The organism is Arthrobacter sp. TJ-58, assembly GCF_058269295.1.
The window spans coordinates 48,982-64,635 of record NZ_JBZCNM010000005.1 but is presented as its reverse complement, the minus strand read 5'-3'; the positions used below and the strand labels follow the sequence as shown (position 1 = coordinate 64,635).

The 15,654-nt window shown below is 65.7% G+C and carries 15 protein-coding genes; 8 read left to right on the top strand and 7 right to left on the bottom strand.

Annotation, left to right across the window (positions count from 1 at the left end; all coding sequences use genetic code 11):
* Positions 1-46: 46 nt before the first annotated feature.
* Positions 47-604, bottom strand: coding sequence for a DUF3027 domain-containing protein (locus AC4D2W_RS14810; RefSeq protein WP_490927682.1), 558 nt, complete (start codon positions 602-604; stop codon positions 47-49).
* Positions 605-618: 14 nt separating this feature from the next.
* Positions 619-1,002 carry a cold-shock protein gene (locus AC4D2W_RS14805; RefSeq protein WP_210231717.1) on the bottom strand — a complete coding sequence of 128 codons (384 nt, stop codon included), beginning with the start codon at positions 1,000-1,002 and terminating at the stop codon, positions 619-621.
* 291 nt (positions 1,003-1,293) lie between these two features.
* Between AC4D2W_RS14805 and AC4D2W_RS14800 the strand changes: the two genes are divergently transcribed.
* From AC4D2W_RS14800 to AC4D2W_RS14775, 6 genes are all read left to right on the top strand, one after another.
* The gene (locus AC4D2W_RS14800) at positions 1,294-1,557 is read left to right on the top strand and encodes a hypothetical protein (RefSeq protein ID WP_400933812.1); all 264 of its coding nucleotides are present in this window, start codon (positions 1,294-1,296) and stop codon (positions 1,555-1,557) included.
* A 39-nt stretch (positions 1,558-1,596) separates the two neighbouring features.
* Positions 1,597-4,029 carry a helicase-associated domain-containing protein gene (locus AC4D2W_RS14795; RefSeq protein ID WP_490927681.1) on the top strand — a complete coding sequence of 811 codons (2,433 nt, stop codon included), beginning with the start codon at positions 1,597-1,599 and terminating at the stop codon, positions 4,027-4,029.
* Positions 4,022-5,668, top strand: a complete 1,647-nt coding sequence (locus AC4D2W_RS14790) for a DNA repair helicase XPB (protein ID WP_400933818.1) — start codon at positions 4,022-4,024, stop codon at positions 5,666-5,668. Before AC4D2W_RS14795 ends, AC4D2W_RS14790 begins: the two co-directional genes overlap by 8 nt.
* A 79-nt stretch (positions 5,669-5,747) precedes the next feature.
* Positions 5,748-6,461, top strand: a complete 714-nt coding sequence (locus AC4D2W_RS14785) for a response regulator transcription factor (RefSeq protein WP_490927680.1) — start codon at positions 5,748-5,750, stop codon at positions 6,459-6,461.
* 54 nt (positions 6,462-6,515) lie between these two features.
* Complete coding sequence (locus AC4D2W_RS14780; protein ID WP_490927679.1) at positions 6,516-7,928, top strand: sensor histidine kinase; 1,413 nt, start codon at positions 6,516-6,518, stop codon at positions 7,926-7,928.
* 153 nt (positions 7,929-8,081) lie between these two features.
* Entirely contained in the window at positions 8,082-8,372 is a 291-nt protein-coding gene (locus tag AC4D2W_RS14775) for a WXG100 family type VII secretion target (protein ID WP_490927678.1), read from the top strand.
* An 89-nt stretch (positions 8,373-8,461) separates the two neighbouring features.
* Here the strand turns inward: AC4D2W_RS14775 and groL are convergent, their stop codons facing one another.
* The 4 genes from groL to AC4D2W_RS14755 form a co-directional block, all read right to left on the bottom strand.
* Positions 8,462-10,099, bottom strand: a complete 1,638-nt coding sequence (gene groL / locus AC4D2W_RS14770; protein WP_490927677.1) for a chaperonin GroEL — start codon at positions 10,097-10,099, stop codon at positions 8,462-8,464.
* 351 nt (positions 10,100-10,450) lie between these two features.
* Positions 10,451-10,654: a cold-shock protein gene (locus AC4D2W_RS14765; RefSeq protein ID WP_400933835.1), complete on the bottom strand. Its 204-nt coding sequence runs from the start codon at positions 10,652-10,654 to the stop codon at positions 10,451-10,453.
* Between the two features lie 211 nt (positions 10,655-10,865).
* Positions 10,866-11,471 carry a LytR C-terminal domain-containing protein gene (locus AC4D2W_RS14760; protein ID WP_490927676.1) on the bottom strand — a complete coding sequence of 202 codons (606 nt, stop codon included), beginning with the start codon at positions 11,469-11,471 and terminating at the stop codon, positions 10,866-10,868.
* Between the two features lie 38 nt (positions 11,472-11,509).
* Positions 11,510-11,812, bottom strand: coding sequence for a DUF3263 domain-containing protein (locus tag AC4D2W_RS14755; protein ID WP_490927675.1), 303 nt, complete (start codon positions 11,810-11,812; stop codon positions 11,510-11,512).
* Positions 11,813-12,132: 320 nt separating this feature from the next.
* Between AC4D2W_RS14755 and AC4D2W_RS14750 the strand changes: the two genes are divergently transcribed.
* Both AC4D2W_RS14750 and AC4D2W_RS14745 read left to right on the top strand, forming a co-directional pair.
* Positions 12,133-12,825, top strand: coding sequence for a uracil-DNA glycosylase (locus tag AC4D2W_RS14750; RefSeq protein WP_490927763.1), 693 nt, complete (start codon positions 12,133-12,135; stop codon positions 12,823-12,825).
* Positions 12,826-12,852: 27 nt separating this feature from the next.
* Entirely contained in the window at positions 12,853-13,710 is an 858-nt protein-coding gene (locus AC4D2W_RS14745) for a siderophore-interacting protein (RefSeq protein WP_490927674.1), read from the top strand.
* A gap of 68 nt (positions 13,711-13,778) precedes the next feature.
* Here AC4D2W_RS14745 and AC4D2W_RS14740 read toward each other — a convergent pair whose 3' ends face one another.
* On the bottom strand, positions 13,779-15,614 hold the full coding sequence (locus AC4D2W_RS14740; protein WP_490927673.1) for a threonine/serine exporter family protein: 1,836 nt from the start codon (positions 15,612-15,614) through the stop codon (positions 13,779-13,781).
* Between the last annotated feature and the right edge of the window lie 40 nt (positions 15,615-15,654).

Sequence of the window (15,654 nt, the reverse complement as noted above, 5' to 3'; positions counted from 1 at the left end):
CCGTTTACCCATGAACTTGTTGACTGCTGCCCCCGGACCCAATGGTTTAGCGCTCCTCCTGAGTTCCCGCCCCGCCGTTCGCGGAATGACCGGCACTGTCCTCAGAGTGTCCGCCGCGATCCCGCTCGTCTCCTTCGTCGCCGTCGGCCTGCGCCCGGGCGGCTTCCTCAGCGGCAACGGCGGCTTCCTCCGCGGCTACATCCTCCGGACGGATCCGCTCCGACCACGGCACCCACTCGGGAGCGAGGACGGCATTCTCCGAGGGAAGCAGTCCCACCTCGCAGACCGTGGCAACCTTCCCGCGCGGCACCCTGGCCACGGTGGCGTACCAGTGCCAGCCGTTGTATCCGGGGCGCAGGGACTCAAAACGGTGCGTCACCAGGCGCTCAGCGTCCGGCGTTGCCCCTATGTAGGCGCCGATCTGTTCCGGGGGAACAACTTCCAGAAGTCCTGCACGTGCCGCTTCAACGGCAGCGGCAAGCACTGCGTCAGGCTTGGACGGGCGTCGTGCAGCACGCCGCGGTGCCGTGGCAGCGGACTGCCCTCCGGAAGCTTCGGGAGCCGGAGAATCCGATTCGGAATGGGTTGTTGCGCGAGTGGTCATGCAGTGGATCCGCCTTATACGTCCAGGTCATCGGCGACGGCGCGCAGAACGGCCGCCACCTTGGTGGCATGCTTCTTGTCCGGGTAACGGCCCTTGCGCAGGCCGTTCGAGACTGCATCCAACAGTTTAATAAGGTCTTCCGTAATAACCGCCATGTCATCCGCACTCTTCCGCGTGGCCCGTGCCACTGACGGCGGTGCTTCAAGGATGCGGGCCGAGAGGGCCTGGGGGCCGCGGCGGCCGTCGGCAACGCCAAACTCCATGCGGGTACCGGGCTTTACCTCGGTGACGCCTGCCGGGAGGGCGGAGGCATGAAGGAAGACTTCCTGCCCCTCGTCCGTGGCCAGAAATCCAAAACCTTTACCAGTGTCGAACCACTTCACCTTGCCGATGGGCACTTCGGTTACCTCGTTCTTAGCTAATGAGTGCAGCAGTTATACCTGCCGCAGTGTTGCGCAACCCGCAGTGCCGGCCGTATGCAGAAATGAATGCTCCGGTAGTTCCGCACCTACCGGATGCTTCCGATACTGGGTCGTCCAGATACCAGGTCATCAAGATACTGGGTCATCCAGATACTACGGGAGAGATACTACTGGGAAGCATGTTCCCTTTAGAATATCCCGGCAGTGCATTCCTTCTCCCGTGCCGGACCTTTGGAGCCGGGAGTTTCCGCTGTTAGCGTTAAATTCATGGACACCAGCGCGCCTTCTCCCGGCAGGACCCCGCACCGGACCGCAGCAGACGTGCCGCGCTGGCGGCGGGTCCTCACGGGTGTGGCAGCGCTGCTCGCCGTTCTGGGCCTGCTTTGCCTGGGTGCCGTCCTGCTCTCGGCCCTGCGCGGGGAAAGTGTGTGGCCCGGCTACGCAGCGGGTGCCATTTATGCCCTCCCGGCAGCATTCCTCCTGATGGCAGCGCTAATAATTGACGGAATTCGCCGTCGGCGGCGCGGCTAGGCCGTTCGTTTTGGAACCGGTTCGGGTAACGTAAAGACGATGTCCGCGATCCGAGCCTTAGCCGAAGATCTAGCTTCACGCAGCGACGACCAGCTGCGTGAATTGCTTGCGGCCAGACCGGATCTGGTGTTGCCTCCCGTTCCGGATTTCCAGGCCCTCGCGGCGCGCGCCTCAACCCGCATCAGTGTGCAGCGGGTGCTGGAAAAGCTCACAGCGCCTGAGCTGCAGGTCCTTGAAGCCGTGGACCTGACCACCAATGAGGATTCGCATCTCAGTACTACGGCGTCCTGGCTGAAGAGCGCCATCGCGGGGTCCACCATCAAGGCGCTGGACGCCATCCTCAATCATCTGCATGCTCTCGCCCTGCTCCGCCGCGCGACCCCGCACCCCGGGGCCCCCAAGGCCGACGCCGGGCGCCGGTTCTATCTGCCGGTGTCAGTGCTCGGTGAAGCACTGGGAGCTTATCCGGCCGGCCTTGGCCGGCCCTATTCCACCCTTGCCGTCCAGCAACCCGAATTCGGTCAGCGCCTGGTGGGCATCGTGGAGGGGCTGCGCAGAAGCGGCATAGCCATGGAGCGGGCGGACACACCGGCGACGGCGGCCCATTCCCTGCACCATCTGGTTTCGGATCCGGTGGCCTGGGCCTCGCTGATGTCCGGTGCTCCGCCCCAGACACAGGAGCTCCTGAAGCGATTCAAGTACTCCCCGGTGGGTGCCATTCCCAAAAAGGCCACCATGGGCCGCGCCGTACTGGACAATCCCTCCCCCACCCCGGTGGAGTGGCTGGTGGCCCGCGGCCTCCTGGTTCCGCTGGACGCGCTGCACGTTGAACTCCCCCGGCCGGTGGGGCAGGCGTCCCGCGGCCATGTCATCGTTTCCGATTTCCAGCTTTCCCCGCCGGCACCGGTCACCCGCCAGGTTCCCAACAGTGTCCGGGACAACGCCGCTTATGGGGCGGTGGCGGAAACCCTGCGGCTGGTGACCGAACTGCTCACCCTGGCCAAGACAACTCCCATCAGCACCCTGCGCTCCGGCGGAGTGGGAGTGCGGGAAGTGCGGCGTGTCTCCGAGTCACTGCGCATCGATGCTTCCGCCACCGCCTGGCTGCTGGAACTCTCCGCCCTGTCCGGGCTGCTCGCCCTCGACGTCACTACGTCACGGTGGTGTGTCACGGAGCGGGAATGGCTGACCCTGGACCGGGATGAGCAGTGGAAGCAGCTGGTTTCGGCCTGGCTCGAAGCGGACCGCGCGCCGTCCCTGGTCGGCAGCCCGCTGCCCGGCGGCGGCGCCGTCAATGCTTTGGCGGCTGAGGCATCACGTCCGGATGCCCCCCTGGTGCGCAAGCGGGCCCTGGAAATGCTGGCGCGCCTGGCGGCTGAGGACACCGCCGGGGAAGGAACCACCGGAGCCCTCGACGCCGCTGGCCTAGTCAGCGCACTGACCTGGCACCAGCCGCGGCTCCAGCGCAGGTTTGCGCGGCTGGTCCCGGGCATCCTCAAGGAAGCAGCCCAGCTGGGGCTGCTCGGGTCCGGCGCCCTCACTGATTTGGGAGCAGCGGTTGCTGCCGGGGATTGGGATGCGGCCTTGGACCGCCTGCGCGGCGCCCTGCCGGAGCCGCTTCATTCGTTTCTCCTGCAGGCAGACCTGACTGCAGTGGCTCCGGGTTATCTGGAGCCCGGCGTCGCGCGCCGCCTTGCCGCCATCTCGGTAGCCGAGGGCCAAGGGCCGGCGGCCATCTACCGCTTTTCCGCCGACTCCGTCCGGCAAGCCCTGGACAGCGGACAGAGCGCTGCCGAGATCATGGAATTCCTGCACCGGCACTCCGCCACTGATGTGCCCCAGCCGCTGAAGTATCTGGTCGAAGACACCGCGGCCCGCTACGGCCGGCTCAGGGTCGGCTCCATGGCCTCCTATCTGCGCAGCGACGACGAAGACGGCCTGACCGGACTGCTGGCAGATCCGGGCACCACGGCCCTGGGCCTCGTACGCCTCTCGCCCACCGTCGTCGGATCGGTGGCAAGCCCGCAGGAACTGTCCTACACCCTGCGCGAACTGGGCTACTCGCCGGCGCTGGAGGGCCGGGCACGCCCGGTGGCGGGTTCACATGCCCATCCCCCCGTGACGGTGCCCGCATCTTCCCGGACCCGGATCAATCCCTGGCACCTGACCGACGAGGACATCTCCGAACAGCTGGCCGCACTCCGCGGCGAAGGACCGCCGGTGGCCGGGCACGGCGAAAGCCAGCCGCTGGTCGGGCTGGAGATCCTGCGCGAGGCCATCCGCACCCGAAGTTCTGTCCGGATGGGCGTTGTGGACAGCCAGGGGAATCAGCGGCAGGAAATATTCGTTCCCTTATCAGTCACCGACGGACGGGTGCGGGTTTTTGATCCGCGCCGGGACGTGGAGCGAGTGGTGTCGGTGCACCGAATCATGGACGTAGAAATAGTGGAGGATACCCCGGCGCATGGCTGACGGACCGTTGATTGTCCAGAGTGATAAAACCATTTTGCTGGAGGTGGACCATCCCCAGTCAACCGAGGCCCGGCACGCCATTGCGGCGTTTGCCGAGCTGGAGCGGGCTCCGGAGCATATCCACAGCTACCGGCTGACGCCGCTTGGCCTGTGGAATGCCCGGGCTGCCGGCTTGGACGCCGAACAGGTTTTGAACACCCTGCTGACGTATTCCCGCTTTCCCGTGCCGCATTCGCTGCTGGTGGACATTGAGGAAACCATGTCCCGGTACGGGCGGCTGCGGCTGGAGAAGGATCCCCAGCACGGCTTGGTCCTGCGGACCACGGACTATCCGGTGCTGGAAGAGGTCATGCATGCCAAGAAGATCCAGCCGCTGCTGGGTCCGCGCATCGACGGCGAGACGGTGGTGGTGCAGTCCGCGATGCGGGGACAGCTCAAGCAGCTGCTGCTGAAGCTCGGCTGGCCGGCCGAGGATTTGGCCGGCTACGTGGACGGCACGCCGCACCCCATCATGCTGAACGAGGACGGCTGGGCGCTGCGCCCGTACCAGAAGCTGGCCACTGAGAACTTTTGGGCCGGGGGCTCCGGCGTCGTCGTCCTGCCCTGTGGTGCGGGCAAGACCCTGGTGGGCGCGGCAGCTATGGCCACCAGCTCCACCACCACGCTGATCCTGGTCACCAACACGGTGTCCGCTCGGCAGTGGAAGGATGAGCTGCTCAAGCGCACGTCACTGACCGAGGATGAAATCGGCGAATATTCCGGTGCCATGAAGGAAGTCCGCCCAGTCACCATTGCCACTTACCAGGTACTGACGCTCAAGCGCGGAGGCCTGTATCCGCATTTGGAACTGCTCGACGCCAATGACTGGGGCCTGATCATCTATGACGAGGTGCATCTGCTGCCGGCTCCGATCTTCAGGATGACGGCGGACCTGCAGGCGCGCCGGCGGCTGGGCCTGACCGCCACCCTGGTGCGGGAGGACGGCCGTGAGGGCGAGGTCTTCTCATTGATCGGCCCCAAACGCTACGACGCTCCGTGGAAGGACATCGAGGCCCAGGGCTACATTGCCCCGGCCGAGTGCATTGAGGTGCGCGTGGACCTGCCCCGGGATGAACGCGTTGCCTACGCCATGGCCGAGGACGGGGACAAGTACCGGCTGTGTTCGACGTCGGAGACCAAGACCGACGTCGTCGAGCAGCTCGTGAAGCGCCACGAAGGCGAGCAGACACTGGTGATCGGGCAGTATCTGGACCAGCTGGACGAGCTTGCCCAGCGGCTGGACGCACCCGTCATCAAGGGCGACACTCCTGTGAAGGAACGCCAGCGGCTGTTCAATGAGTTCCGCGAGGGCGCCCTGAACACGCTGGTGGTGTCCAAGGTGGCCAACTTCTCGATCGACCTGCCCGAAGCGTCAGTGGCCATCCAGGTCTCCGGTTCCTTCGGCTCCCGTCAGGAGGAGGCCCAGCGGCTCGGCCGGCTGCTGCGGCCCAAGGCCGACGGCAAGGCGGCGCACTTCTACACAGTGGTGGCCCGGGACACGGTGGACCAGGACTTTGCGGCCAAGCGGCAGCGGTTTTTGGCTGAGCAGGGGTATGCCTACTCCATCCTGGATGCCTCGGATATCGAAAAGCCGGTGTAGCGGCGAGCATCAGCCGGCGGTCAGCAACCTTCGGGCCCGCCTACAGACAACGCACAGCTAAATGTAAGAAACTGGTGCAGTGAACAAATCATCCGGACCTGAAGCCCGTCTCCTGGTTGTTGACGACGAGCCCAACATTCGCGAACTCCTGTCCACCTCGCTGCGCTTCGCCGGCTTCGACGTCGTGGCTGCCGGCAACGGGCGGGAAGCTCTGGCCGCTGTGGAGGAACATGCCCCCGACCTCGCAGTCCTGGACGTCATGCTTCCGGACATGGACGGCTTCACACTGACGCGCCGCCTGCGGGCAGCCGGCCGGCACTTCCCGGTGGTGTTCCTGACCGCACGGGACGACACCGAGGACAAGGTCACCGGCCTGACCGTGGGCGGAGACGACTACGTCACCAAACCGTTCAGCCTTGACGAAGTTGTGGCGCGCATCCGGGCAGTGCTGCGGCGCACCCAGCCGCTCGACGAGGACGACGCCGTCCTCCGCGTGGACGACCTTGAGCTGGATGACGACGCCCATGAGGTCCGCCGCGGCGGGGTGGTCATTGATCTTTCCCCCACCGAGTTCAAGCTGCTGCGCTATCTGATGCTCAATCCGAACCGGGTGCTGTCCAAGGCGCAAATCCTGGACCACGTCTGGGAGTACGACTTCAACGGGGATGCTTCCATCGTTGAGTCCTACATTTCCTATCTGCGGCGCAAGATCGACCGCAGCCCGGATGCTCCAGCCCTGATCCAGACCAAGCGCGGGGTGGGCTACCTTCTGCGCACGTCGGAGAAGCGCTAAGCCTTGCTCCGCCGCTGGAAATCCGCCTCGCTGCGATCCCAGCTCGTAGCCATCATGGCGATTTTGATGGTCATCACCGTGACCATCACGGGGCTGGCCACGATTTACGTGCTGCGGCAGATTCTGATAACGCGCCTTGATGTTGAAATCGGCGACAATGCCCCGGCAGTGTCCCGCTATCTGCTTTCGGACGGCCCTGCCAGCGATACCTCCCTGTTCCAGTTCTACGGGCTCTATCTGGCCGACGACGGCAGCTACGGACCCGAGACCCACTCCGATCCCCGACAAGACACCCCCGTGGTGGACCATTACACCGCCGAGCAGGTGAGGGAGCTCGATCAGCAGGGACAAACGGTTCCCGGAACTGCTCCGGGCAGCAAAGGCTGGCGCCTGAAGGTCTTCCCTCTCGAGGCCGCTCCCGGTTCGGTGGTTGTTGCGCTTCCGCTGGACTCCGTGGCCACCACCGTGGATGAAGCCGCGTCGCTGGTGTTCTCCGTGGGGCTGCTCGGCACCCTGGGCGCCACCGGGATCGCTTACTGGGCCGTCACCCGGCAGTTCCGCCCGTTGAGCCAGGTGGAGAAGACCGCTGCGGCCATCGCTGCCGGCGACCTTTCCCGGCGCGTGGACGTCGGCAACCCGACCACGGAAATTGGCCGTCTGTCCCGCTCCCTGAACGCCATGCTGGCGCACATCGAAACCGCTTTTGCGGCCCGGACCAAGTCCGAGCAGAAGATGCGCCGCTTCGTCCAGGATGCCTCGCACGAGCTGCGCACCCCGCTGGTCACGATCCGTGGCTTCTCCGAGCTGTACCGCCACGGCGCACTGCAGAAACCCGAAGAGGTGGCTGCGGCCATGGGGCGGATCGAGAGTGAGGCCAAGCGGATGGGCCAGCTGGTGGAGGATCTGCTTACTCTGGCCCGTGTGGATGAACAGCGCCCGCTGGAGTACGAGCCGGTGGACCTGATGCTGTTGGGCAACGATGCCGCGATGGACGCGCGTGCCAGCTCGCCGGGCCGGGAGATCCGCGTGGTGGGCCTGGACGGGCAGCAGCCGCGTCCGGCGCCTACTTTAGGCGACGAGGCCCGGCTGCGGCAGGTAGTGGCGAACCTGATCACCAATGCCCTGCGTTACACACCTGACGGGTCCCCGATTGAGATTGCCGTTGGTGTGGCACCGGTTATCCACAACCGCTCGGACGCCGTGCTCGAGGTGCGGGACCACGGACCGGGCATCTCCGAGGAAGATGCGGCGCGGGTCTTTGAGCGTTTTTACCGCGCCGATTCCTCGAGGTACCGCGAGACGGGCGGCACGGGTCTTGGCTTGGCGATTGTCGCCGCACTGGTGGCACAGCACGACGGCACCGTACGGCTGTCCGAAACGGAAGGCGGCGGCGCCACCCTCTCCATCCGCCTCCCCTATCACCCCGCGGGGGACCTCGACGCGGAGCAGTCCGAGCCGGGCAGCTAGCACAGGGCATCCCCCTCCACAGGGGCAGCCCCGGCGCCGTGGTCCCGTCCTGTCCACAGGTGTGACCTCGCCTGTGCGGCACAGTGTCCGCCCGCCTAGCCTCGGAAGCTCAAGGCTCATGGAGCCGCAGGCAACTTCTGAAGGGGAGACACCATGGCACTAGTTTCAGTGGACAGCGAGGTTCTCGACGCCAAGAGCGCCGAGGTCCGCGGCACCATCGACCGGCTGCAATCGGAGATCAACCGGATGCAGTCAGGCCTGCAGTCCCTCAGCGAGTCGTGGCAGGGCCAGGCGTCGGCGAACTTCCAGTCCCTGGTGGCGGACTGGCGCAGCACCCAGGCCAAGGTTGAGGAGTCCCTGGCCAGCATCAATCTGGCCCTTGGTCATGCATCGGCGCAGTACGCGGAAACGGAAGCAGCCAACGTCGCTCTGTTTCGACACTAGGCCTGTCTGCGAACGCTAAAAGGCGCGGCACCTCAAAGGTGCCGCGCCTTTTAGCTGGCTAGCTGGGCCTTGCGGATCAGCAGTGGGGGCTAGAAGCCGCCCATACCGCCCATGCCGCCCATTTCATCGCCGCCGCCCATGGCCGGTGCAGCCTTTTCAGGCTTGTCGGCAACCACTGCTTCGGTGGTCAGGAACAGACCGGCGATGGAAGCCGCGTTCTGCAGGGCAGAGCGGGTTACCTTTACCGGGTCGTTGACGCCGGCGGCCAGCAGGTCTTCGTACTCGCCGGTTGCAGCGTTCAGACCCCAGCCCTCGGGCAGGCCGCGGACCTTGTCGACAACAACGCCCGGCTCCATGCCGGCGTTGAACGCGATCTGCTTCAGCGGAGCGTCGATGGCAACGCGCACAATGTTTGCGCCCGTTGCTTCGTCGCCCTCAAGGGTCAGGTTGGCGAAAGCCTTCAGGCCGGCCTGGATGAGGGCAACGCCGCCACCGGCGACAATGCCTTCTTCAACGGCTGCCTTGGCGTTGCGGACAGCGTCCTCAATGCGGTGCTTGCGCTCCTTGAGCTCAACCTCGGTGGCTGCGCCGGCCTTGATGACTGCAACGCCGCCGGCCAGCTTGGCCAGGCGTTCCTGCAGCTTCTCACGGTCGTAATCGGAATCGGAGTTCTCGATCTCGGCACGGATCTGGTTGACGCGGCCCGCGATTTCCTCGGCGTCGCCGGCGCCTTCCACGATGGTGGTCTCGTCCTTGGTGACAACAACCTTGCGGGCCTTGCCCAGCAGGTCGAGCGTGGCATTTTCCAGCTTCAGGCCGACTTCCTCGGCGATGACCTGGCCACCGGTGAGGATGGCGATGTCTGCCAGCTGGGCCTTGCGGCGGTCGCCGAAGCCCGGAGCCTTGACGGCAACGGACTTGAAGGTGCCGCGGATCTTGTTGACAACCAGGGTTGCCAGGGCTTCGCCCTCAACGTCTTCGGCGATGATCAGCAGCGGCTTGCCGGACTGCATGACCTTCTCGAGGACGGCAACGAGATCCTTGACGTTGGAGATCTTCGAGTTGACGATCAGGATGTACGGATCTTCCAGGACTGCTTCCTGACGCTCGGCGTCAGTCACGAAGTAGCCGGAGATGTAACCCTTGTCGAAGCGCATACCTTCGGTGAGCTCAAGCTCAAGACCGAAGGTGTTGGACTCCTCGACGGTGATGACGCCTTCCTTGCCCACCTTGTCCAAGGCTTCGGCGATGAGATCACCGATCTGCTGGTCGCCGGCGGAGATGGAAGCCGTGGCAGCAATCTGCTCCTTGGTCTCAATTTCCTTGGCGGAGGCCAGGAGCTCGGCCGTAACAGCCTCGACGGCCTTCTCAATGCCGCGCTTCAGGCTCAGCGGGTCAGCGCCGGCAGCAACGTTGCGCAGGCCTTCCTTGACCAGTGCCTGGGCGAGGACGGTAGCCGTGGTGGTACCGTCACCGGCAACATCGTCAGTCTTCTTGGCAACTTCCTTGACCAGCTCTGCGCCGATCTTTTCGTAGGGATCGTCGAGCTCGATCTCCTTGGCGATGGAAACGCCGTCGTTCGTGATGGTGGGGGCGCCCCACTTCTTCTCAAGGACCACGTTGCGGCCGCGGGGGCCCAAGGTGACCTTTACGGCGTCAGCGAGGATATTCAACCCGCGCTCGAGGCCGCGGCGTGCCTCTTCGTCAAATGCAATGATCTTGGCCATAACGGCTTTCGTCCTTCCGGAACAGTCATGCTGGGTGCTTAGATGTTGCATTCCAGACTGCGGTGCCCGCGACGGACGGGCCTGTGCGCGCGATCTCTTTTACGCGTACCCAGGCCCTCACCTCAGTGGCTTGCTCTTTCACTCAACGCCGACCGCTTTTTAGCAGTCATCCGGCAAGAGTGCTAAGTCAATAATTAGCACTCCCTCACACTGAGTGCAAGCGATCACGGCTTCGCGCTGTGTCCCTCACGCTCATCTGCAACCCGGAGCACAGGCAGGGGCACGCCAAACGGCGGCGGGCCATGCAGAGGGGGCCGCCGCCGCTTTGCCCGCCGGACGGCGGACGCTCGCCTACACTGCGCGGACGTCTTCCGCCTGCGGGCCCTTCTGCCCCTCACCAATCTCAAACTGCACCCGCTGGCCCTCTTCCAGGGTGCGGTAACCGGACGCCTGGATCGCGGACCAGTGGACGAATACGTCCGTTTGAGCCTCATCCACGGTGATGAACCCGTAGCCCTTTTCTCCGTTGAACCATTTGACGATCCCCTGCGCCATGCTCTTTCTCCCGCCTTGTTGCGAACGTGCCTTCCGCCAGGCTGCCCGTGGCGGAACGGGCCGGCACACAGCCGGTCCGGCGGACAGCGGATTTCCCCTGCTCGATTGGGACCGGGCGCGGCACGGCTGGCACTCACTGTAGCCAGCAGAAAACGGGTCGCGGACCGGGATGGGCGATCGTTATGCAGTTTTTACGAAAAGAGAGTTGTTCCTACTGGAATCCCGGACCGGCCACCACGGTGACCAGGTCAAATTCCGCGGATTCAGAGAGTGCGGGGATCTCCAGGAGCCGGGACAGCTCCTGGGCACCGGCCAGCTGGTCCGCGCCGTTGTAGAAAATGACCGATCCCTGAAGCGGCTGTCCGCTCCACACGGCGATCTCTTCGGCGGTCCAGCCGTCTGCTGCGATCCGGCCGGAAACGATGGAGCCCACCCCGGGAATGCCGGTTCCGTTCAGCACCACCACGGGCTGACTGCGGTCCACCCCGTCCGAGGCCTCCGGGGAAGCCGGAGATTCACTCGGGGAGGCACCGGCGGAGGTATCGGGTTCCTCCGACGGCTCGGGCTCTGAAGCCGGCGCTGAAGCTTGTGCCGCTGCCGCCGGATCTCCGGCCGGCCCTGCGGCGTCGTCCGCCCCGATGCCAAGCCGGGGAAGGACAAAATAGGCGGCGAGGCCCAATACCAGGGCAAGCACCCCCACGGTAATGATCAAGCCAAGTCCGCGGGACCGTGCGGGGATCAGCCGTTCCCGGTGGACGCCCTGGCGCGATGATGTCTCGGGAACCTTGTCAAACTCATCCCGGGGATATGGGCTCATGGTGCGTATCAGTCCTTGGGTCTGCGGCGGCGACGGATTTAGACGTCAAAGCCTGAGCGACGGGCGGTGCGCGCACGCTGACGGGTTGTACGTAGTCTACGCAGTCTCTTGACGAGCATCGGATCGTGCGCGAGGGCGTCCTCGGTGTCGATGAGCGCATTGAGGACCTGGTAATAGCGGGTGGCGGACATGCCGAACAGTTCACGGATGGCCTGTTCCTTCGCCCCGGCATACTTCCACCAGGCCCGCTCCAGCGCGAGCATCTGCTGTTCCTGCTCTCCCAGGGGACTTTCGGGGTCAACCGCGCCGTCCAGCGAAAAGGCTTCGGTTGTTTCGGCCACAGAAATCTCCCAGATAAGTTGACGGTTTCGATCCCATGCTAGTGGGGAAATAACATGCTTGCCATTTTGGCGCCGCCCGTCACACGGGCCCGCAGTCCTGCACGGCGTTGGCACCCGGGCGCGGCTGATCCCGGCGCCGGAACTCCCGCGGACACAGCCGGCGGCCCTAGTCTGGAGGGGTGAGCTCCAATGAACCGACCCTCTTCTCCCTGCCGCCGGATTCTCTTCCGGCCGGTTCCCGCCGTCCCGGGACAGGCACCGCCAACGACGACGCCGCGTCCGGCCCGGGTGCTGAACCTTTTCCTTTCGCAGCGCCCGCCGTGCTCAGGGACGTCATGGCACCGGACTGGGCCGCTGCCCTGGCCCCGGCCGCTTCTGAACTGCACCGGATCGCAGCCTGGCTCGAGGAAGAGCGCGCATCAGGCAACACCGTGCTGCCTGCCCCCGGAAACATTCTCCGTTCCTTCTCCCGTCCCCTGGCCGAGGTGAAAGTCCTGCTCATCGGTCAGGACCCGTACCCCACCCCGGGCCACGCCGTCGGACTGTCCTTCTCCGTGGACCGCGGCGTGCGGCCGCTGCCCCGGAGCCTGAACAACATATATAAGGAACTCGACGCCGACCTCGGCATAGCGCCCTGCGCGCACGGGGACCTCAGCGCCTGGTCGGACCAGGGCGTGCTGCTGCTGAACCGTGTCCTGACCGTTCGGGCGGGAGACGCCGGTTCCCACCGCAGACGCGGCTGGGAGCAGATCACCGAGCTGGCCGTGCGCGCCGTCGTCGCCCGCCGGTCCGCCGACGGCGGCCGCGTACCCCTGGTGGCCGTGCTCTGGGGCAATGACGCGCGCTCAATAGTGCCCCTGCTGGGTGAGGTGCCCCGCATCGAATCTGCCCATCCCAGCCCGCTCTCGGCATCGCGGGGATTCTTCGGCTCACGCCCGTTCAGCCGGGTCAACGAGCTGCTGCAGAGCCAGGGTGCTGAGCCCGTGGACTGGGCCCTGGACGGGATACGGTAGGGGAAACGCCTGACCAAGGAGAATTACATGCCCGACTCTGCTGTGCCCGCCGGAAAGCCTGCCCAGGATCCTCCCCGCCGGTCCCGGCCGCTGCTGACCCTGGAGGTCCTGCGGCGCGAGCAGTTGACTCCGCATATGGTGCGAATCATTGCGGGCGGACCCAACTTTGAGCACTTTGCAGACAACGGCTTTGCGGACGCGTACTGCAAGATCTGGTTTGGGCCGGACGGGAAGCCGCTGGACGGCAGCGCCGAGCTTGAGGCCCTCCGGGAGCAGTTCCCGCGGGAACAGTGGCCGGTCTCGCGGACCTACACCATCCGCAGCGTCAATGCCGCGGCGCGGGAGCTCGCCATCGACTTTGTGGTCCACGGCGACGAGGGGCTTGCCGGTCCCTGGGCGGCCCGTGCGGCCGCCGGCGAAAGCCTTTCCTTCACCGGCCCCGGCGGAGCCTTCGATCCGGATCCCGACGCCGGCTGGTACCTTTTTGCCGCCGATGAATCCGCGCTTCCCGCCACGGCTGCCGTGCTGGAAGCCCTGCCCTCCGCCGCCGTCGGGCAGGTTTTTGTGGAAGTGGGCGGACCGCAGGACCGCCAGCCTCTCACCATGCCGGCAGGCATGACCGTGACCTGGCTCTACCGGGGAGAACTTCCGGCCGGGAACACCGGCCTGCTCGCCGCGGCCGTGGCCGCCGCTTCCTGGCCAAGCAACGACGTTCAGGTCTTCGCCCATGGCGAGCGGGAAGCCATGAAGGCACTGCGGGACGTTCTTTTCGGTGCCAGGGGCCTGGAACGCCGGCAGGTATCGCTGTCCGGGTACTGGGCGGCGGGACGCACTGAAGACGCCTTCCAGGCAGAAAAAAGGACCCCGGTGGGCAAGATCCTCTAGATCTCATCCTCCGGGGCCCTTCGGCCCGGCTGCCGGGAGCCGGTCAGCGGCGTTCGTCAGCCGGGTTCCTAGCGGCGGCGGTTTCGGCGGTCCATGCCTGACAGGTTCCGGGTCAGCGGGCGGGCCAGGTTGTCTCCAAACACCACGCCTCCGGCGATCGCCAGGATCACGGTCAGTGCATTGAAGATCCCCACGGCACCAACCGTGATGTCATCGGACGCGATGCTCAGGCCGTACATGGCGCGGAAAATGGAAAGCCCCGGGAACAGGAACAGCACTGCCGGAACTGCCACAATCAGCTGCGGAGCCCCCATGCGCAGGGCAATGATCCGGGCCATCATGCCAATAAAGATGGCGGCGACGGCCGGAGTGAGCCGCGGTCCCATGCCCACCAGCTCCGCGAGCTCGAACACGAGGAACCCGGCAGCCCCGGTGAGGACCGTGGGCAGCACCAGACTGAGGGGTGACTGCTCCACCACGCAGATGGTTGCCAGCGCCACGGCGAGCAGCAGCAGCGTCAGCACAAATGGATACTGTGACCCTGCCACCTGGGTAACGTCCACGCGCGGCACCCCCAGCAGCGCTCCCGTCACCAGTGCGACGGCGATGCCCGCCACCAGTGCGCCGAACGTCAGGAACGCGGACAGGAAACGTCCCGCAGCCGTCACGGGGAACCCGTTGATCGCATCCTGTACGGCGGAGACAAGCCGGCCTGTGGGCAGGAGCAGCAGGATTCCTCCGGCCACCACAATGCCCGGGGTGATGGGCACCTCGAATGACCAGAAGATCATGGCGATGGCCGTGACCAGGAAGCCGCTCGCCGCAGTGGTGAAGAAGTCCGGCACCCGCCACCGGCCCAGCACGCGCTGCAGCAGGCTCACCAGGAAGGTACTGACAAAAGCCACCGTTGACGCCAGCGGTCCGCCGCCGATGAAACCGACAATGGCGGCGGAAAAGGCGCCGGTGGAAAAGGTCACTGCCCACCGTGGAAACGGCTTGGGCCGGTGCGTGATTTCATTGAGCCGGTTGGCCGCTTCGGCACGGGTGATGCCGTCGTCGATGATGTCCGTGACCAGCTGGTGGACCAGGCCAAGCCCGGCATAGTTGTTGGTCCAGGACCGGACCACCCGCATGACGGTGATGGGGGTCTGGTCCTTGGGCGAATAGTTCAGCAGCACCGACTGGTTGGTGATGTCCACCTCGATGCTGTCCAGGCCGAAGGCAGCGGTCACCGCAATGATGGCAGTTTCCACTTCCAGGGCGCCGGCGCCGTAGCGGAACATGGTTTCGGCCAGGCCGAGGGCAAGGTCAAGAGTCTTCCGTGCCGAGGCATCCGGTCCGGCGCTGCGCACCAGCGGGTTGGCATAGGGAGATCCAGCCAGCCGCTCCACAATGGACATGGCCTGCGTGGGCGGAGTTTCGCCCTGCACCAACTTGCGCAGCATCCGCCGGGCGGCCGCAGAGGACCGGTCCTGCCGCAGGGCATTGGCGCTGCCGGGATGGTGGTGGCTGCCCGGCACGGTTTTGCGCGCCCGGGGCTTCCGCGGCGCCTGGCCCGTGTCCGGCCGTGGCCGGCCGGGCTGGGTTTTATCCTGGGCAATCCCGCCTGCGCCGCCCTTGGCCGGGGTGATCATGACCGAGGTGGTGGGAGGCGGCGGCTTCGGTTTTGTGCTGCGCAGGCCGGTCCCTTCGGGACCGGTGGGCAGGCCCGCTGCCTTAGCTGACTGCGGCGCCTGGCCGGGCGCCGCCGGGCGCCGCACCCGGGCGCCGGGTGTTTTGGACCCGGGCCCCTTGGAACCGGCCGCCTTGGGCTGCCGGACTACTGGAATCGGTCCCACCATCGGATCGGGGTTCTGAGCAGGCTCTTGGCGGTCTGCATCGGACGTGTTCTCCAAAGGACTCACCCTTTCGCCTTTGTTGTGCCTGAATCGGCGTTCAGGCATG